We start from the raw sequence: 22,712 nt of genomic DNA on the forward strand, positions 1-22,712 counted from the left end.
AGTTATTTATGAATAATTTAAAAGTTTTAATTACTAAACTTTCACCTCACGCCCGCATTTCACTCGAAAAGTCAGCCAATACATGTATTTCACAGCAAAATTATGAAATCGAAATTGAACATTTTTTACTCGAATTATTAACCTATAACAATAAAAATGACCTTCAAATACTCTTAGAAAAATACAAAGTTTCTACAGATGGTTTGGCAGATGACCTCAAAGAAAGTATCGCTCAACTGCCTAAAGGAAATACGCGTACCCCTATTTTTGCCCAATCTATTGTACGCTTACTTGAACAAGCTTGGTTATTAGCTTCTGCTGAACAAAATCCACAAATTCGTAGTGGTCATTTACTTGTCGCACTGCTGACCGCACCAGATTTATACCAAATTGCGGCAAGAGCCTCTTCCCTTTTCGATTTATTACCTATCGATACGATTAAGCATAAATTTTTAGATCTTTGTTTGAAGAGCATTGAAAATGAAGATTTAACAACTGCATCATCAGATGAAAAATCAACAGCTCAAACGAATCCAACAACACTAGTTAAAACACCAGCTCTAGACCAGTACACCATTAATTTAACGGAAAAAGCCAAAAATGGCGGTATAGACCCAGTGATTGGTCGTGAATTTGAAATTCGTTTAATGTTGGACATTTTGATGCGTCGCCGTCAAAACAACCCGATTTTAACGGGTGAACCAGGTGTCGGTAAAACTGCTGTCGTTGAAGGTCTTGCATTAAAAATTGCAACCAGCCAAGTTCCAGATGCTTTGAAAAATGTCAGCATTCATACTTTAGATATGGGCTTACTACAAGCAGGTGCCAGTGTAAAAGGTGAATTTGAAAATCGCTTAAAACAAGTCATTCATGAAGTTCAAGCCTCTGCACATCCAATCATTTTATTTATTGATGAAGCACACACGTTGATTGGTGCGGGTGGTCAAGCAGGTCAAAATGATGCTGCAAACCTATTAAAACCTGCACTAGCGCGTGGTGAGTTAAGAACCATTGCCGCAACGACATGGGCTGAATATAAGCAGTATTTTGAAAAAGATGCCGCATTGAGTCGACGCTTCCAAGTGATTCAAGTTGATGAACCAACTGAGGAAGTCGCAATCGATATGCTGCGTGCCATGATTCCAGTGATGGCAAAACATTTCAATTTACAAATTGATGATGAAGCTATCGTGACTGCAGTCCATGCATCACACCGTTATATCACGGGCCGTCAATTGCCTGATAAAGCGATTAGTGTCTTAGATACAGCTTCTGCGCGTGTTGCGTTAACGCAAAATGCACAACCAGTAAAATTGGATCAACTTCAAGCTCAATTACATAATTTGAAGCTTGAATTGGCGATTCTTGAAAATGAACATAAGAATATTCCGATTCACCACGAACGCATTGAAAGTGTAAAAACACAAATATCCGCGCTTGAACAGGAGATTCAGTCAACAGAAACGCAGTGGAAAAAAGAACTCGAAATCGTTCAACAGATTAAAACGCTTGAACAAGAGTCCGAGCAAAAACCAGAAAATATTGAAACTTTAAGCAATATTCGTAACCAACTGGCAACTTTACAAGGTCAAACGCCGCTGGTTTTTGAACGTGTAAATGCTCAAATTATTAATGAAATCATTTCAGACTGGACCGGCATCCCTGTTGGTAAAATGGTGAATGATGAAATTCAGCAAATTTTGAAGCTTGAAGCACAGTTAGAACAACGTGTGATGGGTCAAGATTATGCACTGCATCAACTGGTACAAGGCATTAAAACCTCTAAGGCAAAATTGGAAGATCCAAATAAACCTCAAGGCGTTTTCATGCTGGTTGGCCCAAGTGGTGTGGGTAAAACCGAAACTGCACTCGCGTTAGCAAACGAGTTATATGGTGGTGAGTCACATTTAATCACCATTAACATGTCTGAGTATCAAGAAGCACATACCGTCTCGTCTTTAAAAGGCGCTCCTCCGGGCTATGTCGGTTATGGCCAAGGCGGCGTATTAACCGAAGCAGTTCGCCGTAACCCATATAGTGTGGTTTTACTCGATGAGATTGAAAAAGCACACAGCGATGTTCAAGAGCTATTCTACCAAGTATTCGATAAAGGTACTTTGGAAGATGGCGAAGGTCGTGTCATTGACTTTAAAAATACTACGATCTTATTGACTTCAAATGCAGGCTCTAGTGCCATTATGCAGGCCTGTTTAAATCAGCCAGTAGAAGAATGGCCGTCAGCAGAAGAACTTTTAGATGTATTAAAACCAGCTTTATATAAACAATTTAAGCCGGCATTTTTAGGTCGTATGCGTATTGTGCCGTATTTTCCTTTACACGATGATCTGCTCGTACGCATTATTCAGCATAAATTAGGAAAAATCACCGCGCGTATTGAAAAACAATATGCTACGCAAACACGTTATACCGATGATTTAGTTGAATTATTATTAAGCCGTTGTACTGAGGTCGATAGTGGTGCGCGTAATGTCGATAACATTTTAAATGCGACGGTCTTGCCTGCTTTAGCCACTGAATTACTCATGGCAATGAGCGAGCAAAAGATTCCATCGATCATTGAAATCGATGTCAAAGACGATGAAATTATTTATGTTTTAGATCCTAAAAGTAAACCTGCGAAAAAACGCAGCAGCAAAAAGACCAAAACCTTAGAAGCATAAGTTAGGAACGATGTAGAATATGAGTTTAGAGCTCGACGCTTTATTGCAACCGATTACGGATGATTTACCTTGCGGTCATGATTTTTCATTTTCAAATGATTTTCATGCAATTAAAAAAGCTAAAACACAAGATGACCCGCTCTTGGATCAAGGCGACTGGATCGCAGAACCTAAACAGGCAGATTGGGGCTTTGTGCACCAAAAATCGTCAGATCTACTTCGCGAACAAACTAAAGATATTCGCTTATATGGTTGGTTGCTTGAAGCGTGGACTCACATTCATGGTTTTGAAGGGATTGCCAAAGGGATTGAACTTACACAAAAAAGTTTGCAAGACTTTTGGCTGCAGCTTCATCCTGAAATTGAAGATGATGACCTTGATCAACGTCTAGGTTTATTACAAGGGATAATTAATCAAATCCCAACATTAATTAAATCAGTTTCAATCGTTTATGGCGCGGCAGCTTATTCCCTATCCGACTATGATCGACTACTTCATGTTCAAAACCAAAGACGTAAATCCAACCATGAAGATGATGATCAAGAAGAGTCTTTTAATGGTATGGAACAGTTTGAACATGCCTTGTTCAATACGTCAAAATCAATTCAATACCAGTATTACCAACAGTTTTTAGATATTTTAAACCATTGGGAAAACTTAAAAACGACTCTTGATGATTTGATGGGTTTAGATGCGCCAAGCTTTGCTGGCATTGACTCTCAAATCGAAATGATTCACTTGAGCTTAAAAAAAATCTATAAAGCAGATGCTTTTATCAATTCATCGAGCGCTGAACAGGTTCAATCAAATTCTCCAATTGAAAGCCAGACACTTTCCACTGTAACTTCCGTGCAGAATGATATGCAAATAATACAACAACAGCATACACAGCAATTTAAACCTCAAGTGCAAAATCATCTTGAAAATCGTGAACAAGCCATGAAAGTCTTGCAAGATATTGCTGACTATTTTCAAGTGAATGAGCCGCATAGCCCTGTCAGTTATATGCTGCAAAAAACCATTAAATGGTCACAAATGCCACTGCATGAATGGTTAACTCATGTGATTAAGGATGAAAACCCTCTTGAAGCTGTACAAGAAATGTTAGGTGTTCAGCAACAAAGTAATGAATCGAATAGCGACTGGTAAAAACAATGTTTAAAGCAGAAAAAATTTTATGGGGTGAAGGATTATTTTTACGCCCACAACACTTTCAATTACAAGATGCTTATCATGAACAGCGTTTAAACCATACGGTTCGCGCAACGATACCGTTCGCTTATGGTATTCAAAGTTTAATTTTTGATGAATCGCAACTCAGTACCAACACATTAGCTTTGAATAAAGTTGAAATGATTTGGCAAGATGGCGAGATTTATCAAGCACCTGCACAAGACTTATTACCTGAGCCTGTACTACTTGATTCATTAAATTTACGCGGTGAAATGCAAATTTATTTAGCATTACCAATCGTTCAACCGAATAAACGAAACGTCAATTTTGAAGAAAATACCCAATCGAGTCGCTATCATTCACATTTGACTGAAACTCATGATTTGTTTACAGATGCAACGGCTGCTGAAATTACCTTATTACGCCGCCGTGCAGAGTTCAAAATCTTTGAATTAGGCCAAGAACCACAGCACAATCTTGATGGTTTTCTTTATATGCCAATAGGCCGCATCAAGCGCCAAAGCTCTGGTAATTTTGTTTTAGATTATCAATTTATCCCACCAATATTACATATTAGTTCGTGTGATTCGCTGATTACTGGGCTTAAACGAACGCTCAATATTATCAAAGCTAAAATTAAAACCATTCAATCGAATAATCGTGAAAACGAACAAAAGTTAATTGAATTCCGTTCAGGTGATATCGTGTCATTTTGGTTGGTTAATGCGCTAAATACTGCGCATGCGACCTTAAATCATTTATTGCAATATCCACTGATTCATCCTGAACGTTTGTATTTTGAATTATTGCGTCTGACAGGTTCCTTGCTCACCTTCTCGACAGCTTACGAAGTAGATCAGCTTCCACAGTATCAACATCATAATTTGCAAGAAAGTTTTACTCAATTAGATGTGATTTTACGTGAGTTGCTCGATACGATTATTTCAAATCGATATATCAGTATTAACTTGAAAGAAACCCGTCAATCCTACTGGGTGGGCAGTCTTGAAAGTGATAAAATTACTCGTGATTCTCGCCTGTATTTAGCTGTTTCAAGTAGCGTGATGCCTACACATGACATTATTTCTTATGTACCGCTGCGCTTTAAAGTCGGCAATACTGTCGATGTTGAACAGCGAGTCATGGCGGCATTACCGGCTGTGCCATTGCAACATATGATGCAAGTGCCAACAGCAATTCCGGTACGTTCAGGTGTGAGTTATTTTGAAGTTGAGCCAAATAATGATTTGTATCAACGTATGCTTGATTCTGAATCCATCTGCGTTTACATACCAGCTGGCTTCCAAGATATCTCGATTGAACTTATTGCTGTGATGAATGGTTAAGGAGCAATCATGAATATTTCAAATAATGCCCCTTCACTTTTTGACGACGGTCAAATAGGATTAGGCTCTTCAAAACCAAGTGCTGAACCGACAATCAACAGTTCAACCAATTTAGTTGATCTACTGCATGATGGGTTTTACATTGTTTTCTTACTCAAAAATCAATATGTTCCATCCAGCCCTGAAAGTTTCAGGACAAAAATTATGGATCTATTAAACCGATTTGAAAGCCAAGCCCGTAAGCTTCAATTCAGCAATGAAGATATCACGGACGCAAAATATGCCTATTGTGCTTTATTAGATGAAACCATTGTCACCCAACAAGATGCACGCTTTTTTGATTTACAAAACAATTGGATGATGAATCCACTGCAATTAAGTCTTTTTGGTTCACAGCTAGCAGGTTATCGTTTTTTTGAAAATTTAGAGCAAATTCGTTCTAAAAATAAAGATCGATTAGCTGCACTTGAAGTTTATCATTACTGCATGCTCCTTGGTTTTCATGGTAAATACCGCCTTGAATCGATTGAAATGCTCAATTCACTCGTTGCACGTGTCGGCGATGAAATTGATTATATGAAAGGTAAAAAGGCGTTTTCGCCTTTCGCGGCATTACCGGATCAAATTAAAAACATTATTCACCGTGAATTACCATTTTTTTGGATCATTATCTTTTGGGCTTTGTTTGCTGTATTAGCATTTGGTGGACTGAGATATATGTTATCTAGCCAAAATAATCAGGCGTTATCACAATATCAAAACGTCATAACTGCCCCATCGGAACAGGCTTATATCACCATTCATTTACCATAAGACTTAGACACCATGGCAAACGAAAAATCGAATAACGTTAGAATTTTACAGTCGACTCAAAAAAATAATTTACCGCCTTTAGCTCATGCTGCTATCGGCTTTCTTGTTGGTGCAGCGGTGATTATTGTTGTTGGCCTGGGATATTTTTATCTAAATTCTGACGATCAGCCTACAAATGCAGAAATGACTACTTCTGCCCCAACTGAAGATAAAGCTGAAACTGAGGCATCCGCTGTACCTCGTCAAAACGAAAATGAGCAAGCTTCAGCTGAAAAAGCGCAGCAAACCGTTCATGCAACTGAAGAAAAAGATCCGGATAATGACTTATATTCGAATGATTTAGCTACTGCTTTCAATCATGGTAACACGGCTAAGGCAACTCAGCCTGTTCAAGCTGTGGCGAATAACCGTTCACCTTTTGAAATTACCCAACCGCAGCGCCCTGTTGTAGCTGCTACAACAACCGTTAAATCACATATTCCAAATACTATAGCGAAACCAAAAGCTTCGCCAACAACGGCCAAGGTGACCAAGCCTACAGAGCCATCTACGAAAGTAGTGAAAGAAGATGAGCACTTCGAAGAACCGATGGGCGGAACGCAAATTTCTGAAACCAAACGTCCAAAAGTGGTTGCTGCAACAAGCACTGCCAATGCGACTGTGAGCGCTACAGTTTCTCCATGATCATTTTTTTGGTTAGTTGTTTCTTTGTCTTAGCACTGGTGACAGTGCTTTGTTTTTCTTATGAACTCAGAATTAAAGTTCAGGATTTTTTCTTTCAAATCATTCCACAAAGTAAAAAAAGAATTCAGCACGCCAAAAATTTTGCTTATGAACTGAACTATGCAGCAGCACCACAACAGATTCAATCACACTGGCATTTACAACAATGGTGGATTTTATTTGCAGGCTTCTTACTGTTTGCCAGTATTTTATTATTTGCTTTTACTCGCCCGATTACTGCAAGCAAAGTTGAAGCGGATTATTTACGTAAAGTCGATCCACAAATTTACGCCATGCTCGATGGACAGGTTTTAGATGCGCCTCCTGAAGTCGAAGAATATCTTGTTCAAGAAGCAATCGCTGAAGAAGCGGCAATGATTGAGCAGCCATCTGTTATGGCTTCAAGCTTTAACCCAGAAGTTCAAGATATCCATACGCATTCATACTCTACAGATGTGCCTTCAGCAGATCGTAAATGGCATAAAATGAACCCACGTTATAAGCAGCGTTTATTGATGGTGTTCAAAATCATGCGTGAACAACATGGTTATGAAATGGTTTTGCTTGAAGGTTATCGTAGTCCAGAGCGTCAAAATAATTTAGCCACCAATAAAAATACCACTCGTGCGCGTGGTTTCCAAAGTTATCATCAGTTTGGTTTAGCAGCCGATGTCGCCTTTAAACGCAATGGCAAAGTGGTCATTACTGAGCGAGATCCTTGGGCTATGCGTGGTTATCAACTTTATGGTCAAGCCGCTGAGTCTGTCGGTTTAACATGGGGTGGACGCTGGAAATCTATTCAAGATTATGGTCATACAGAATATCGTATGCCAGGCCTGAAAAAAACTGCAGAGATGGCGGCATTACTCACCTCTGAAGGTCAGCTTCAAGCCAATAACATTTCGATTGAGTAGTATTTCGATGTTGTGCCTGCAAAATATAATTGAAGGCACACCGTATTAATCTAAATAATTTTGTATTTGCTCTATAACTTCAGTTGTTTTTTCTGCATGTAACCAATGGCCTGCACCTTCTATTTCTACAATTTTCGCATGTGGAAATTGTTGTTCTATCGTATTGGTATGTTCCACTTTTGAAATATAAGGTGACTCTCCACCTTTGATGAACAATACAGGCTGTTGCCAAGTATTTTCAATATTTTCCCAACCAATAATCTGGTCATATTGTTTATACAACGCATCTACATTAAACAACCATTGTCCTTTGCTAAAAGACTTGAGCAGAAACTGTATCACCATATCGAAATGAATATACTCACGCATAATTTCAACCGCTTGTTGTCTAGATTGAATTTGTGCATTTTGTACAGCGATCAAAGCTTTAAATATTTCATCATGATGACGTTCTTGATATGCAAAGGGCGCGATATCCAGTACAACAAGTTGCACTACCCGCTCTGAGATTAAAGCCAATTGCATTGCGACCTTTCCTCCCATGGAATGGCCAATCACTGAAAACTTATCGATGCCAATTACATCTAATGTCTCAAGTACATCGTTTGCCATTTCACGATAATTCATTTCTGTACTTTGAGGTGATTTACCATGATTTCGTAAATCGAGCTGAATCACTGAATGTGAATTTTGAAAAGCTCTGGCAAGCATCCCTAAGTTGCTCAGGCTGCCAAATAAACCGTGAATAAAGACTAGTGGATGCGTTTCGCCTTCTAATTTTTGATGATATTCGTAATTTAGGATCATTTCTGAATACTATGTTAAATTGGCATTATGATGCCTAGTTGATGGAATGAAATCAAATGACAGTTAAAAAATTATTAGTCTTACTTAGGCTATTTGTATGTGGCAAATACTTAATTTGCTTAGGCTATTTTACAAATGAAATAGCCAACCGCAATCAACCTAAAAGATCTTTGTCTTTAATTTGCAGATTTAAAGTGATTAAAAGGAATTTTTAAATAGCGAATACCATTCCCTTCTGGTTTTGGAAATTTACCTGCATCCATATTGATTTGTATTGCAGGTAAAATCAGTTTTGGCATAGCCAAATTTGCATCACGCTGAGTTCGCATTGTGACAAAATCTTCTTTTTTCGTACCAACGTGAATATGAATATTCTGCTCCTTTTGTGCATGTACACTGCTTTCACAGCAGTATTCTGACCGATTTTCTGGTAAATAGTCATGACATAAAAACAAGCGCATTTCAGGTGCTAACTGATAAATCTTTTGTACTGAATCGAATAATACTGCTGCACTGCCCTTGGGAAAATCACAGCGTGCTGTGCCATAATCAGGCATAAATAAGGTATCACCGACAAACACAGCATCATCACCAACCACATAGCTCAGACAAGCAGGTGTGTGTCCAGGCGTTGGAATGTTATACGCATTTAACTCGCCGATTTTAAATGCTTCATGATCTGCAAATAAATAATCAAAAGACTGATGTGAATTAAAATATTTCACATCAAAATTATAAATGGCACTGAATGTTTCCTGCACAATCTTGATGTTATGGCTCATCGCAATTTTGCCACCAAGAACCTGTTTTAAATATTGTGATGCCGTTAAGTGATCTGCGTGCACATGCGTTTCTAAAATCCATTCTACGCTTAGGCTATTTTCTTGAATATAGCGAACAATCAAATCTGCATGCTTCGTTTGAGTAGTTGTAGAAGCAGCATCATAATCCAATACACTGTCTATAATCGCACATCGTTTTGTTTGTAGATCAGATACCACATAACTGAATGTATTGGTATTTTCATCAAAAAAAGGTTGTACCTGTGCACGCTTTGACATTAATTTGCTCCCGCAAATTTTCGATGTAGATAGACGCCTGCAAACATCGCCACAACAAAATAAATTGCTTGATAGTAGCCAAGTCCAATCAAAGTAAAGGCTGGCGCTGGACAGATTCCTGCAATTCCCCAACCTATTCCAAAGATAACACTCCCCATGATGAGTTTTGCATCAATTTGATTATTACTCGGTAATTCAATCGCCGTCCCATCAAAGGTTGTCGGTTTTGATTGACGAACGGCCATTTGAAATGGAATAAATGCAACTGCAATGGCTCCCATCATCACAAAAGCTAAACTCGCATCCCACTGCCCTGTTATATCAAGGAAACTTAAGACCTTTTCTGGATTAGACATGCCAGAAATCATTAAACCTAATGAGAAAATTCCACCAAAAATAAAAGCCAATATATTTTTCATCATTAAGCTCCGATTACATGTCTCATTACATAAACTGTGATAATCCCTGCCAACATAAAACTAGCAGTTGCAACGAATGAACGCTTAGAAAGACGACTAATACCGCAAATGCCATGTCCGCTTGTACAACCGGAACCTAATCGCGTTCCGAATCCAACCAATACCCCGGCAATGATCATCATCCATGGGCTTGCATCCAGTTCAATTGTCACAGAGGTCATTTTCCCGTAGATAAAAGGCACAATAAAAAGTCCCGCTAAAAACCATATCGCAGGTGTTTTTAAAATCGTTTGAGGATTCAACATTTGCGCAATTAAACCACTGATACCGGCGATTCGACCATGTACGTATAGGTAGCCAACTGCGGCTAGGCCCAATAAGGTCCCGCCGAGAAAAGCGGTTAGAAATGGATGCATATTCATCAGCCACAAAAACAATATATGTTTTTATAATATGTTATTTAAAAAAAGATGCAAGCTCTCCAACCGAAATATTCGTTCTGACTTGCCTTTTCCTGATTGAAAAATTCAACGTTTCAAGAGTGTTTGATTAATTTATTTAGAAATAATTTATAAACTTGAAAAATCACGAAATATATCCTCGGAGATTTTTCAATAAAGGCTGTTTATTATGAAGTTAATTGAAATAATAGATAGTTTATAGATCAATACTGATATCGCTGAGTGCATCGCTCACCCACGTTAAAGCATCTGAACCCAATTCTATAATATTCGAACCAATTTCAGCTAAGTCGGTCAAATCTAGAGAAGATAAAGGATCAAATGATGAATTGTTTTTTTGCTGTTCTTGTTCAGCTTGCTGCTCAATGACTTGATCTAGATCCGTTTGATCTAATGGAGATGAGTTTGAATGTTGTTGTAATTCATTGTCTATATTTTGCATAGAGTTATCCTGTTGTTTTTTATATCACTTACGATTGATATTACTTCGGTTCAAACTCTTTGAGCACCTTATCTACAAACCACCACGGTAAACGCTGAATACCCGAATTCATCTTTAAAATTTCAGCTTGTTCAATTTCCGCAATGAAAGACGCATGCTGTCCATCGGCAGAGTTATCAAATAAATAACTTCGATCCGTTGCTTCTACCGCCTGCATTAACAAATCCATACTTCGATAATAACGTTCACGAATTTTTTGTTCTGGCACGCCATGTCCACCCGTTTTCACTCGGTACTGAACACGTGAAATATTGATAACAGGATCAATAGTGGAAACATAATATAGATAGGTTCGAAAGCCTTTTCTTTTTGCTTCGCGTAGAAATTCCACCTTTGAAATATGGGACATCACCGTTTCAAACGTAAAACTAATTTTTAACTCTAAAAACTGCAAACGGATGTAATCAATAATTCTTGCACAAAGATATGAATCAATCTGATCTGGATAAAATTCAATTTTCCAGGGATCTAATATCTGAGGTTTACGTGCTAATAGCGGAATAAAGTCTCCATCAGCGGGACGTTTTTTCGTATCGAGAAAGTTAATTAATGCTTCTGATTTTAAAGCGGGATGATAATCCAACAAATTGAGCCGGTGTGAATGTTTCAGTTGAGCTTCAAGTTCATCCGCGTTTAAATATGCCCCAATATGATGGGGCAATAAATATTCTTTAACTGTGCTTTTACCTGAACCATTTGGACCCGCGAACATTCTAATGCGAGGTAGTGGAGGCATGTATTAAACAATTTCCTCTGTTTTCTTTTTACGTTTTAAAATTTTTGGTAGATCATCCACTTGTACGAAGTCGGCTGATACATCTTTTATTTGTACTTCTTGACCATTTTGCAGACGTTGAACCAGTTGTAGACCTTTTACATAAACCACAGTGGATGACGCACTTGCTTGTTCAAAAGCATGGCGAAATGCATGGATAGCAAGGCTCGGGATCATATCGTCCTCATATTGGCTTGCTTTCATTACTGAAGTATAAGCTGTCATGTAACAACTCCTCAAACATCAAAAATAATGTGTTCAATCATCTTATCATACTCGCAATATTTGTCTATTTATCCATCAGTCATCCTGAGAAGAAATTGATAAAAATTCAAAATGCTTAAATCATTTAATTTTTCACAAAAAAATAGCCACTTATTCAGTGGCCAAAAGAGAACGACATCAACAAGTTGATGTATTAGTACTGACCTATGCAACAGGACCAGGGATGTTTGTTGCATATAAATCGTTCTAACCTAATCATAATAATGTGATGGACTTATCATTTTAAGCATATTTTATATCATTTTCTGACAATCTACATTTTCAACTTCTAAGATTATTAGAAACTGCACCTATAGTGAATAATGCTGTAATAATTTTGAAATATTAGACCATTTCGAATTATGAAAAATAGAACAAAATGAAAGAAAGTTAGACTAGAGCCCAAAAGTTTTAGAAGAGAAATTTAAACCTAAATTATTTTGTAGGACTCGAACAAAATGCACTTTCGTTTAAGCCAGATGACTGCATACTCTGTTGCTGTTGTTGTAAGTAGTGCTGTGAAGCCACTCGCATTAGATTGGCCATTTCAAGAGCTGAGTTTTGCTGAGAAATTTCTAAAATCTGTCGATATGCATTCAATCTTAAACAAAATGCTTGAGTTTGCTGCTGACCCGTTGCAGTAGATGCAGGGTCATCTAAAATGGCTTTGGTTGAATTAATTTGCTCAGTATATGCTTTTATCTGAGCATTATATTCAGCTTGAGTCAGTTGTGGAGTAACCGCTTCTTTCACATTTGCATGTATTACAGAAGCAGTAAACACAGAGAAAATAAAGACATAAAGTTTATACATCAATGGAGAATGCATAAACTAAGCCTCATCACCTTCTTTCCAGACATCTTCATAATCATCAGCATCGATCATAAAACGATAGCCTATATCCAAAGCTAAATACGGTAGCACTTCAGGCACGACATCTTGCAGTTTACGCACAGTCATTGTTTCAAAGTTATCTGCGCCTTCAAGCTCACCACCATAAATATACCAACTGACATTTTCATCACCTTCTGCAGGCTTACGAATACCAACAATTGGATCTTTATTTAAGGTATGAACAGCCACAGCAATTACATCATCGCCCTGCACTTCTACATATGTAGAACCCACTTCTTCACATAAAAGTTTCTGTTCTGCAATCAGTTCTGCCAAAGGTGATGAATTTTGCGTATGTTTTGCCATGTCTGTTCTCAGGCCATATAGGTTTTCGGGCATTCTACCGTGAATTACACTTATATAGATAAATTTTTTCCGAGCGAAAGCATTCGTGCCTTGTTTTATTAATTCATTTATAGCAAAAGACTCAATGCGGTAGATTCCACGTAAAAGTATAAACAAGAAGAAAGGAAACTTATTCAAGACATATACCGTTCAAACACAGAAATAGACGAATAAAAAATAGAATCAGCATGCAAAGAACAAGCTTCTTTACAACCACAGATTTAACTTTTGCCAATACCTGTACAAATTTGGACAAATACCCGATTTTCCAAACTTACATGATTTATGAAAGAAATCGTCAATGCCTTGCACGCTTCATACATTTAAAACACTGACTAGAAAATACACAGGATGGTTAATACGCTTATATATAGGTCTATAAAGTATGACGTAGCCACGCAATAAATGTTCATCATATCTAAAGCTGCCTACTTATAAGGAAATGCTCCCACAGAATATTCAATTCACTGAGGCAAACAAAATATCTAGCTTGAGCCCTCTCATTTATGAAAACATTTTATTGATTTAGAAATATGCTTTATAAACCATAAAAAATTAACTATCTTTTAATTTTTATATACTTAACACAAAAACTTGCTTTATTCTTTTAAATAACTCGATTGAAAACCGCGAGCAATTTAGATTCCTTTACACTCGAAATAAGTTAAACCTTAGAATTTTTTAAATCGCTGTATAAATACCATCTTTACGGCTATGCATGCTTAGGCTGTTCAACTGACGATCTATAAGGTGGATACACAAATCATCTCACCTTTCAGATCATTTGTGCTGGTTATTGCTAAACGCATGCACCACGATAAAGCAAGTTTACACAAAAGATATCAACAGTTTTAGCCAATTGGGTTTAAAATGATGTCGTACAATATAACGATAAAAATGTAATCTTTTAACATTGCCAATTCTTTGCAAAGTTCGCATTATATAACCCATTCTCGGCACATGCTTTTCACGTCATTTCAAAGAAATTATAAAAAAAATGTGGAATTTTATGCCATAATGAGCAAACTTTGCAGGTATCTTGCAAAGTAAATTTGCAACTTTTTATTGGAGCAGGCTGAATGAGCTCGACCATTTTGGTCATTCATGGACCGAATCTCAACTTACTGGGAAAACGTGAACCCGAAGTTTATGGCTATCTAACACTCGAAGATATCAACCAAAAACTGATTTCACAGGCTCAAAACGCTTCCATTTCTCTCGACACTTTCCAAAGTAATTGGGAAGGCGCTGTCGTCGACCGAATTCATCAAGCACAACAAGAAGGCGTTCAATTCATCATTATTAACCCAGCAGCCCTAACACATACTTCGGTTGCTGTGCGTGATGCCCTTCTTGGTGTAGCCATTCCGTTTATCGAAGTACATCTATCAAATGTCCACGCTCGCGAAGCATTTAGACATCACTCCTATCTATCTGATAAAGCCGTTGGCGTTATTTGTGGTTTAGGTGCAAAAGGTTATGCCGCTGCACTAGACTTCGCCATCGAAAAAATTCAACCAACTTCTCAATCTTAATTAGGAATACTGTTCATGGATATCCGTAAAATCAAGAAACTCATCGATTTGATGATTGAATCTGACTTACAGGCGATTGAAGTTAAAGAAGGCGATCAATCGATTGCTCTAACTCGTCGCAATCCAGTAGTTGCTGCCGCTGCGCCTGCAATGGCTGCGCCTGCCGCTGCACCTGCTGCACCTCGTTCACCACGTGGTGCTGTTGAGCCGTCTCCTATGGTTGGTGTGTTCTATGCTGCGCCAAACCCAGGTGAAGCACCATTTGTGAAAGTTGGTCAAACTGTATCTGCTGGTGAAACACTCGGTATCATCGAAGCAATGAAAATCATGAACCCAATTGAAGCAACTCAAAGCGGTGTGATTGAAGAAATTTTGGTTAAAAATGGCGAAGTGATCCAATTCGGTCAACCATTATTCCGCTATCGCGCTTAAGACCACGGGGAATCACAATGTTGCAAAAAGTTTTAATTGCAAACCGTGGTGAGATTGCGCTCCGCATCACCCGCGCTTGCAAAACTTTAGGAATTAAAACCGTAGGGATTTATTCCGATGCCGACAAAGACCTAATGCACTTACGCTTCTGTGACGAAGCAGTGTGCATTGGACCAGGTGCCAGCAGCGAAAGTTATCTCAATATCCCTGCCATTATTACAGCGGCTGAAATCACCGGTGCAGATGCCATCCATCCAGGTTATGGTTTCTTATCTGAAAACGCTGAGTTTGCTGAAATTGTAGAAAACTCAGGTTTTATCTTTATCGGTCCGCGTCCTGAACACATTCGCTTAATGGGGAACAAAGTTTCTGCCATTATTGCGATGAAAAAAGCTGGTGTACCAACTGTTCCGGGTTGTGACCATGCTGTAACGATTCACAATGCATTGGCAGAAGCCAAAGAAATTGGCTTCCCATTGATCGTAAAAGCTGCTTCTGGTGGTGGTGGTCGTGGTATGCGTATCGTTGAACGTGTCGACACGCTTCTCGAATCTGTACAAGCTGCTCAACGTGATGCGGAAATGTGGTTTGGTGACGACACCGTTTATATGGAACGTTTCCTTCAAAAACCACGCCATGTCGAAGTGCAAGTTCTTGCAGATGGTAATGGCCATGCAATTCACCTTTATGATCGTGACTGTTCATTGCAACGTCGCCATCAAAAAGTGCTTGAAGAAGCGCCTGCACCGGGTTTACCTGAAGAAGCACGTGCGCATATTCTTGAAGCATGTGTAAATGCTTGTAAATTAATGCAATACCGTGGTGCGGGTACATTTGAGTTCTTATTTGAAGAAGGTGAATTCTTCTTTATTGAAATGAATACTCGTGTGCAAGTAGAACATCCTGTTACTGAGCAAGTAACTGGTGTAGATATTATCGAGCAACAATTACGCATTGCTGCTGGCTTAGGTTTGGATCTTCAACAAGAAGATATTCAACTTAAAGGTCATGCGATTGAATGTCGTATTAATGCAGAAGATCCATCTACATTTATGCCTTCACCGGGCAAAATCGATCATTTCTATGCACCGGGTGGCGCAGGTATCCGACTAGATTCTCATATCTATCAAGGATATAGCATCCCACCATACTATGATTCAATGATTGCAAAACTCATTGCGCATGGTAAAGATCGTGACACCTCTATTGCGCGTATGAAACAAGCTCTCGAAGAGATTATCTTAACTGGCGTGAAAACCAATATTCCGCTACATAAAGATTTGATTCTTCAAGATAAAAATTTCTGCGAACAAGCAATGGATATTCACTATCTTGAAAAGCATCTATTAAAGAAAGTCGAAGGACATGAAGATAAATAAATCTTCAGCGTCAAAAAAACCACTCAAATGAGTGGTTTTTTATTTTCATAATAAAAGGTCTATAATCATGCTTAAGGCAAAACTCGACGCAATGTCGCAAAACACTGCTGAGCCTGATCGTTGGCACAGAAATTAATAACCGATGGACTTTTCCACTTTACAAAGTACTGTGAAATTTCGCCGGTTTGATCTTGAATATTGCCCGAACAATCCATCTGATTATTGTCATATTTCACTTGCAAAATCAGTGCTGGAATTTGCACATTCGGATCTTGTGCAGGTTGATAGTCATACACCCCTGATGACCACTCTTCACCGCTTTTGATCACAACATCATTATTACTCTTAAAATTATAATATTCGACGCACTTTTTATTGGTCGGAATTTCCATGCCCCATAAGCCAACCAATTCAGAACGTGTTGTCACCCTAAAGCTATTCACCGCTTCAACTTGATTTTTAGCCTCTGAATTTTGAGTTGTATTCTTATTATCTGCCGCCATCACCAACGATGAACTCAACATGAGTAAAACTGTAAGATATGCTATTTTCATACATTTAATCAGTCATATAAATCATGCTCTTAAAGTAACACATTTTTTTACAAATCCGCGGTTTATCACATTTTCATAACAATCATTTTTCATCTTTATCCAGAAAATCAATCTTCGTTAACGAAACTACAAATCAGCTAAATGCCAAACAAATCACACTATTTACAATAAAATAATATAAAATCTTTTTTATCGTTTAATATACGAAAAAAACGAATTCTCCCATATTTAACCTAGGCTTACATAAGCTAATGAAACTGCATTCGAATAGTCTTGCTCCGCTTAATACACGCCACAGCATGGCTTTTGTCATAGTCGCTGCAGTTATTTTTTGCTGCTGCTTAGTCGGTATTTTCAGCCGCCCATTAAGCTATTTAGCGATTTTTTGGCCTGCGAATGCATTATTGTTAGCATTATTCTTAAGGTTTCCCAAACTCAGTAATCTGGGAGGATGGTTAGGTGCATTTACCGGCTATATGCTCCCAGATTTAGTGACAGGCAATTATTTCCAACTCACCCTATTTCTTACTTTTTCAAATTTAACCAACAGCATGGTATCGCTATTTTTTATGCGATATTTTCAGGTGAACTATCAAAACTATAATAAAGGTTTCACCTTTCTGACCATGATTGTCATCATCGCCTGTGGTGGATGCCTTGCGGGTGCACTTTTTGCTATTTTCACCGTGCCTTATATTCCCAATACGTTTATGTCGACCGATCGATTGTCGATTGATTTTGGTATGTGGTGGATTACCGAAATATTGAATGCGCTGATTATATTACCGCTTATTCTGTCTTTTCCTAAACTGGCCGATCTTAAACTTTATTTCAAAGATCGACGTCATCAAAGCTTTCAGATCAATAAAATATTTCCGGCAATTGCAGTTGTCTTCTGTGTATTTTTAACAGCCGTTTCTACAGGCCCAGGGGCAATTCTCTACCCTTTAGCGGCTCTAATTTGGGCAGCATTAACCTATCGATTATTTACCTTATCCCTAATTAATGCCGTGGTAATTTTAGCGACCTATTACAATTTAAATGCGTTCTACTTACACGATTCTTCATTAGCCTATTTATCGACAGCAATTTCAGTCCGTATCGGCCTAGCCATGCTGATTCTCTCGCCGTTGATTCTTTGTATTATTAGCCGAAATCGGCACGAACTTTATAAAGAGGTTTTATACCTTGCAAATCATGATAGTTTGACTCATGCGATGAATCGTCGATATTTTTTCGAGCAAGGTGAACTTTACCTACAAAACCAAATTCAGCTTAACTTTTCCATTATCATGATGGATATTGATCATTTTAAAAAATTAAATGATCAATATGGGCATTATGTCGGTGACCAAGTTTTACAAGAATTTTCGAGTATTGTGCGTAAGAATTTACGTGAAACTGATTTATTTGCACGAATTGGGGGAGAAGAGTTTAGTATATTACTCACGAACATTGCAGCACCTGAAGCTCAAGGTATTGCTGAGCGTATCCGAAAAGTCGTTGAAACTACGCCTATCATCATTGATGAACAAAATACGATTTATATTACGGTGAGTATGGGTCTGATTCATCAGTCTTTGCCCAATGCTCCAAGTTTGCAAAGTATGATAAATCAAGCCGATCAGGCCTTATATCAAGCCAAAGAGCTCGGCCGTAATCAGGTGATTTTAGTTCATTGAGATTTATCAAAATACTGAATTGTTTTAAGTTGGCTTTTGGATCGTTTTAGGCAAGCCCACGACCAAAAACATGGCAGGTATAACCGCCAGTCCTGCAATCATAAAAATAACGGGTCCCGAAAGCATGTCCCAATATCGACCTGCTAAAATACTGCCACTCGCAACACCTAAGCCCCACATGGTACTGTATAGCGCTTGACCACGCCCTTGTTGACTTGCGGTAAAATTTTGAAAAATGATTCGCATAGCGATTAAGTGGAATAATCCAAAACTAAAGGCATGAATCGTTTGCGCAGCAAATTGAGTGATAAACACCGTCGGATATAAGCCTACAATCAACCATCGCATCCCTGTTAGCCCCAAACAAATGAGCGCTAAGTTACGCCAAGAATATCGATTAAAAAAGACATTGGCATAGGCAAACATAATGATTTCCGCAATGACTCCGACAGACCATAAAAAACCGATTTGGCTCGTCGAAAAATCAGCCTGCATAAGGTAATTGCTATAAAAACTATAAAACGGTGCATGCGAAAAGAGCAGAAAAAATTCAATGATAAAAAAACTCGCTACAACTGGTCGTTTTAAGATAGGCCAAAGTGGTTCAAGTTTTTTCTGTGAAGATGGTGCAGTAGCGGGCTCTTTAATCGTAAATGACCAAATAAATGCGAGAAATGCAATGCATAACAACATGATAGGCAGCATTGAAACAGGTATTATTTCTAGCAAAGCCCCAATTCCAAATACCCCAACAATGAAGCCAACTGATCCCCATTTTCTGACTTTTCCATAAAGTTCTGCACGCCGCTCAGCTAACCAAAATAAAGTTACTCCTTCAAACTGAGCCAATATAGCATTTTGAAAGAAACTAAAAACCAGCATGAGTAATGCAACAGATTGAAAACTGTTGGGAATTATAAAAATCAGAAACCAAATACAGGCTTCCATCCATGTTGCGATTCGAACTAAAAGCATGCGCTTGCCGGATTTATCTGCAATCCAACCCCAAATAAACGGTGCAAAAAAACGTGTGACAATTGCAATCGAAGATAAAATACCTATTTCTTGATAATTAAACCCTTGATCCTCTAGATACAAACTCCAATACGGCATGAATGTACCCACTATTGAATAATAGAAAAAGTAGAATCCACCTAGTTTTGTTTGGATTGGAATGTTAAGCATCAAACTGTATTCCTTAGTATTTACAGTAAGTTATAAACTTTTCAGAGTTGTATGCTTTTGCATCTAAAAGGCTTGGTTAGGATATGACGAGTATACAAATTTATTTTAATTAAATTATTTCAAAATTTGTACAATTTTATCAAAATATCAAATTTCCTCATTATTCTATTTATTAAACAATATGTTATTTTTACTTATAAAACTCTCATATGTTAATAAAAACCGCCCATTTGGGCGGTTTTTTATCTATTGGCTCTTAGTTCGAACTAAATTTAAAAAATGCAGATGACGCTCATATTGATCAATGACATCTTGCAAGATATCTTCTTGCGTCCATTCGATGATGTCATAATTTTGACCACCTTCCCTCAAAAATACTTCAGCTTGATAATCTTGCGTAATTTCTCCTGAATCAATCATAAAGCTTGGTGTATTTTTTTCTTGGACAACTACTTGGTAGATAAAGTTAATCTCATCTTGATGGTTTACACGAAGCTGCAAGCCATCATCTATCGTGTTTACCGTCACATCTAAATGACGACGCTTAAACTCTTTCTGTAGATTTGAAAATGCCTGGCTTACCGTTGTATCAATATATTGTTCAACTTCTTCACGTGTATGCGGATAATGCATAATCAATCCTAAACGTTGCTGCCAACTTCTTGGATTATGAATTGCTCTAGGTGTAATACGCGCATCCTGTAATGCTTGCATCTTGGTTGCATCTAAATGTAGAGCCTTGACTAAGCCCCAGCAAATTAAAAGCATTACAAAAGTGAATGGTAATGCACTCAACATTGTTGCAGATTGCAAAGCACCTAAACCTCCTGCAAACAACAAAACAATCGCAAGAACAGCCATTAACGTTGTCCAAAACAATCGTTGCCATGTTGGGGAGTTCTCAGATTTAGCTGTTAAATAATCTGTAACAAGTGCACCAGAGTCCGCTGAAGTCACAAAAAATAGCATAACCAATATGGTCGCAACAAAACTCATAATGCCTGAGAATGGCAAAGTTCCTAAATACTCAAATAGCGCAACGGATGAGTCTCGTTGTACTGCAGAAATCAGTGAGGTATTCGCTTCGTTTAAGATGCTATAGAGTGCAGCGTTGCCCATCACTCCCATCCAGATCAGCGTGAAGCCTGTTGGTATAAGTAAAACACCTACAATAAACTCACGAATAGTACGTCCTTCAGACACACGCGCAATAAACATACCTACAAATGGCGACCATGAAATCCACCATGCCCAGTACATAATTGTCCAACCACCAATCCAACCATCAGATTGATAGGCATATAAATTAAAGGTCATGTTAAATAAGTTTGAAAAATACTGACCAGCATTTTGTATAGTCGCTTGCAATATAAATATTGTTGAACTAGCAAAAAATACAAATAATAAGAGGGTTAATGCTAAGCCTAAATTGATCTCTGATAATCGTTTAATACCCTTGTCTAAGCCCATAAATACGGACAAAGAGGCCATAGCCGTAACAATGACAATTAGAATTAGTTGCGTCGTCGTTGAATATTCAATCCTGAATAGATAATTCAGGCCGGAGTTAATTTGGGTTACACCAAAACCTAATGTCGTTGCGACACCAAATACAGTACCGATCGTCGCAAAGGTATCTACACCATCACCGATTGGACCATAGATTTTTTTTCCTATGAGAGGATATAACGCAGAGCGAATTTTTAGAGGTAGATTGTGTCTATAAGCAAAGTAAGCTAACGCTAAGCCAACGATGGTGTAGATTGCCCATGCATGAAGTCCCCAGTGGAAGAAGGTTACGCGCATGGCTTGCTGCGCTGATTGGATCGTTTCAGGATCACCAGTTGGAGGTGATACATAGTGCATCACTGGCTCCGCGACACCGAAAAACATTAAGCCAATACCCATACCAGCAGTAAATAACATAGCAAACCAGGAGCTATTACTATATTTTGGTTGGCTATGGTCTAAACCTAATTTAATTTTACCCATATTTGAACAGGCAATATAAATAAGCACTATTAGAAAAATGGCTACAGATAACACATAGAACCAACTGAATGAGTTTGTAACCCATTGATTTAGTTGTTTAGTAATTAGATCAAAAGCATTGGGAGCTAAAAATACAATGGCAATGAAAATGCCGATAATAACAACTGTGCTAATAAACACATTTGGATTCACATTGGAATACCATGACGGTTTCAATGAAGACATACCTTCCCTATTCCGTTTTATTTGTAAGACAGATCAAAATTGATCAAAGAGATATCCGCTAACTGCGGAAGAAACAGGCTTGTAAAGATGAGTGCTGGCGATTGTAATTTCGCTCTATACGATAAATATTAAAAATATTCATGTGCATAAATTGAAAATTAAAGGCTGACTCAATCTAAGCCACTGTTTAGAATGTGCACATGTTATCATATTTTTAGATACTAAATTAAATATTAAGCAATTTATTAAATTAAGAAAACGATCAATTTAATGTCTTCATTCTAAATTCATTATATTTATCAATATCATTTTTCTTAATTTCTTATAATTTTCCAATTAATACAAAATTCAAAAAACCACTTTTTGGTGGTTTTTTGAATATTTTTTTATCACTTATATAGGGTGTGTTGACATTTACAGCTGATAAATTGAGCTAAAGAGGCAACCATATAAATATACAAGCTAAAGCAACAGTGCTTTGATAGTTACGTTTTAGCTTATCGTATCTTGTGGCAATTCCTCTAAATTGTTTTAATCTACAAAATGCAT

The 22,712-nt window shown here is 37.8% G+C and carries 22 protein-coding genes and 1 pseudogene; 10 read left to right on the plus strand and 13 right to left on the minus strand.

Features of this window, described 5'->3' with window-relative positions; all coding sequences use genetic code 11:
* The first annotated feature begins 8 nt into the window (after positions 1-8).
* The 6 genes from tssH to FTT76_RS16150 are packed head-to-tail and all read left to right on the plus strand — an operon-like array spanning position 9 to position 7,651.
* The gene (gene tssH / locus FTT76_RS16125; RefSeq protein ID WP_180008114.1) at positions 9-2,681 is read left to right on the plus strand and encodes a type VI secretion system ATPase TssH; all 2,673 of its coding nucleotides are present in this window, start codon (positions 9-11) and stop codon (positions 2,679-2,681) included.
* Positions 2,682-2,700: 19 nt separating this feature from the next.
* Entirely contained in the window at positions 2,701-3,831 is a 1,131-nt protein-coding gene (gene tssA, locus FTT76_RS16130; RefSeq protein ID WP_180008113.1) for a type VI secretion system protein TssA, read from the plus strand.
* Between the two features lie 5 nt (positions 3,832-3,836).
* Complete coding sequence (gene tssK / locus FTT76_RS16135) at positions 3,837-5,201, plus strand: type VI secretion system baseplate subunit TssK (RefSeq protein WP_168379484.1); 1,365 nt, start codon at positions 3,837-3,839, stop codon at positions 5,199-5,201.
* 9 nt (positions 5,202-5,210) lie between these two features.
* Entirely contained in the window at positions 5,211-6,014 is an 804-nt protein-coding gene (gene icmH, locus FTT76_RS16140; RefSeq protein ID WP_168379485.1) for a type IVB secretion system protein IcmH/DotU, read from the plus strand.
* Positions 6,015-6,026: 12 nt separating this feature from the next.
* A complete protein-coding gene (locus FTT76_RS16145) occupies positions 6,027-6,698 on the plus strand; it encodes a hypothetical protein (RefSeq protein ID WP_168379486.1) in 672 nt (223 codons plus the stop codon).
* A complete protein-coding gene (locus FTT76_RS16150; RefSeq protein ID WP_180008112.1) occupies positions 6,695-7,651 on the plus strand; it encodes a M15 family metallopeptidase in 957 nt (318 codons plus the stop codon). The genes FTT76_RS16145 and FTT76_RS16150 overlap by 4 nt, the downstream gene beginning before the upstream one ends.
* Positions 7,652-7,696: 45 nt before the next feature.
* Here the strand turns inward: FTT76_RS16150 and FTT76_RS16155 are convergent, their stop codons facing one another.
* The 9 genes from FTT76_RS16155 to FTT76_RS16195 form a co-directional block, all read right to left on the minus strand.
* The gene (locus FTT76_RS16155; RefSeq protein WP_180008111.1) at positions 7,697-8,458 is read right to left on the minus strand and encodes an alpha/beta fold hydrolase; all 762 of its coding nucleotides are present in this window, start codon (positions 8,456-8,458) and stop codon (positions 7,697-7,699) included.
* 176 nt (positions 8,459-8,634) lie between these two features.
* Entirely contained in the window at positions 8,635-9,519 is an 885-nt protein-coding gene (locus FTT76_RS16160) for an MBL fold metallo-hydrolase (protein WP_180190632.1), read from the minus strand.
* A complete protein-coding gene (locus FTT76_RS16165; RefSeq protein WP_180008166.1) occupies positions 9,519-9,938 on the minus strand; it encodes a DUF6691 family protein in 420 nt (139 codons plus the stop codon). The genes FTT76_RS16160 and FTT76_RS16165 overlap by 1 nt, the downstream gene beginning before the upstream one ends.
* Positions 9,939-9,940: 2 nt before the next feature.
* A complete protein-coding gene (locus tag FTT76_RS16170) occupies positions 9,941-10,354 on the minus strand; it encodes a YeeE/YedE family protein (protein ID WP_180005525.1) in 414 nt (137 codons plus the stop codon).
* A gap of 241 nt (positions 10,355-10,595) precedes the next feature.
* Positions 10,596-10,841 carry a hypothetical protein gene (locus FTT76_RS16175; RefSeq protein ID WP_180008109.1) on the minus strand — a complete coding sequence of 82 codons (246 nt, stop codon included), beginning with the start codon at positions 10,839-10,841 and terminating at the stop codon, positions 10,596-10,598.
* A 40-nt stretch (positions 10,842-10,881) separates the two neighbouring features.
* Entirely contained in the window at positions 10,882-11,613 is a 732-nt protein-coding gene (locus tag FTT76_RS16180) for a zeta toxin family protein (RefSeq protein ID WP_180008164.1), read from the minus strand.
* Between the two features lie 27 nt (positions 11,614-11,640).
* Positions 11,641-11,901, minus strand: a complete 261-nt coding sequence (locus FTT76_RS16185; protein ID WP_078193376.1) for a hypothetical protein — start codon at positions 11,899-11,901, stop codon at positions 11,641-11,643.
* A gap of 474 nt (positions 11,902-12,375) precedes the next feature.
* Complete coding sequence (locus FTT76_RS16190) at positions 12,376-12,768, minus strand: hypothetical protein (RefSeq protein ID WP_180008108.1); 393 nt, start codon at positions 12,766-12,768, stop codon at positions 12,376-12,378.
* Positions 12,769-12,771: 3 nt separating this feature from the next.
* Positions 12,772-13,140, minus strand: coding sequence for a hypothetical protein (locus FTT76_RS16195; RefSeq protein ID WP_180008107.1), 369 nt, complete (start codon positions 13,138-13,140; stop codon positions 12,772-12,774).
* A 1,118-nt stretch (positions 13,141-14,258) separates the two neighbouring features.
* Between FTT76_RS16195 and aroQ the strand changes: the two genes are divergently transcribed.
* Genes aroQ through accC form a run of 3 tightly spaced genes read left to right on the plus strand, consistent with a single transcriptional unit; the run spans position 14,259 to position 16,525 of the window.
* On the plus strand, positions 14,259-14,714 hold the full coding sequence (gene aroQ / locus FTT76_RS16200) for a type II 3-dehydroquinate dehydratase (protein WP_078190789.1): 456 nt from the start codon (positions 14,259-14,261) through the stop codon (positions 14,712-14,714).
* Positions 14,715-14,729: 15 nt separating this feature from the next.
* Positions 14,730-15,146: an acetyl-CoA carboxylase biotin carboxyl carrier protein gene (accB, locus tag FTT76_RS16205; protein ID WP_078190790.1), complete on the plus strand. Its 417-nt coding sequence runs from the start codon at positions 14,730-14,732 to the stop codon at positions 15,144-15,146.
* Between the two features lie 17 nt (positions 15,147-15,163).
* The gene (gene accC / locus FTT76_RS16210; protein ID WP_078190791.1) at positions 15,164-16,525 is read left to right on the plus strand and encodes an acetyl-CoA carboxylase biotin carboxylase subunit; all 1,362 of its coding nucleotides are present in this window, start codon (positions 15,164-15,166) and stop codon (positions 16,523-16,525) included.
* Between the two features lie 71 nt (positions 16,526-16,596).
* Here the strand turns inward: accC and FTT76_RS16215 are convergent, their stop codons facing one another.
* Positions 16,597-17,079 carry a hypothetical protein gene (locus FTT76_RS16215; protein WP_078190792.1) on the minus strand — a complete coding sequence of 161 codons (483 nt, stop codon included), beginning with the start codon at positions 17,077-17,079 and terminating at the stop codon, positions 16,597-16,599.
* A gap of 251 nt (positions 17,080-17,330) precedes the next feature.
* Here FTT76_RS16215 and FTT76_RS16220 point away from each other — a divergent pair, with 251 nt between their 5' ends.
* Positions 17,331-18,761: a GGDEF domain-containing protein gene (locus tag FTT76_RS16220; RefSeq protein WP_180008106.1), complete on the plus strand. Its 1,431-nt coding sequence runs from the start codon at positions 17,331-17,333 to the stop codon at positions 18,759-18,761.
* Between the two features lie 24 nt (positions 18,762-18,785).
* On the opposite strand, the gene FTT76_RS16225 is transcribed toward FTT76_RS16220, so the two are convergent.
* From FTT76_RS16225 to FTT76_RS16235, 3 genes and pseudogenes are all read right to left on the minus strand, one after another.
* Positions 18,786-19,946, minus strand: a complete 1,161-nt coding sequence (locus tag FTT76_RS16225) for an MFS transporter (protein WP_180008105.1) — start codon at positions 19,944-19,946, stop codon at positions 18,786-18,788.
* Between the two features lie 246 nt (positions 19,947-20,192).
* The gene (locus tag FTT76_RS16230; RefSeq protein WP_180008104.1) at positions 20,193-22,163 is read right to left on the minus strand and encodes a choline BCCT transporter BetT; all 1,971 of its coding nucleotides are present in this window, start codon (positions 22,161-22,163) and stop codon (positions 20,193-20,195) included.
* Positions 22,164-22,596: 433 nt separating this feature from the next.
* A pseudogene (locus FTT76_RS16235) lies at positions 22,597-22,712 on the minus strand (IS5/IS1182 family transposase); the annotation flags it as partial.

The organism is Acinetobacter sp. YH01009 (assembly GCF_013420765.1).
Taxonomy (GTDB): Bacteria; Pseudomonadota; Gammaproteobacteria; order Pseudomonadales; family Moraxellaceae; genus Acinetobacter; species Acinetobacter amyesii.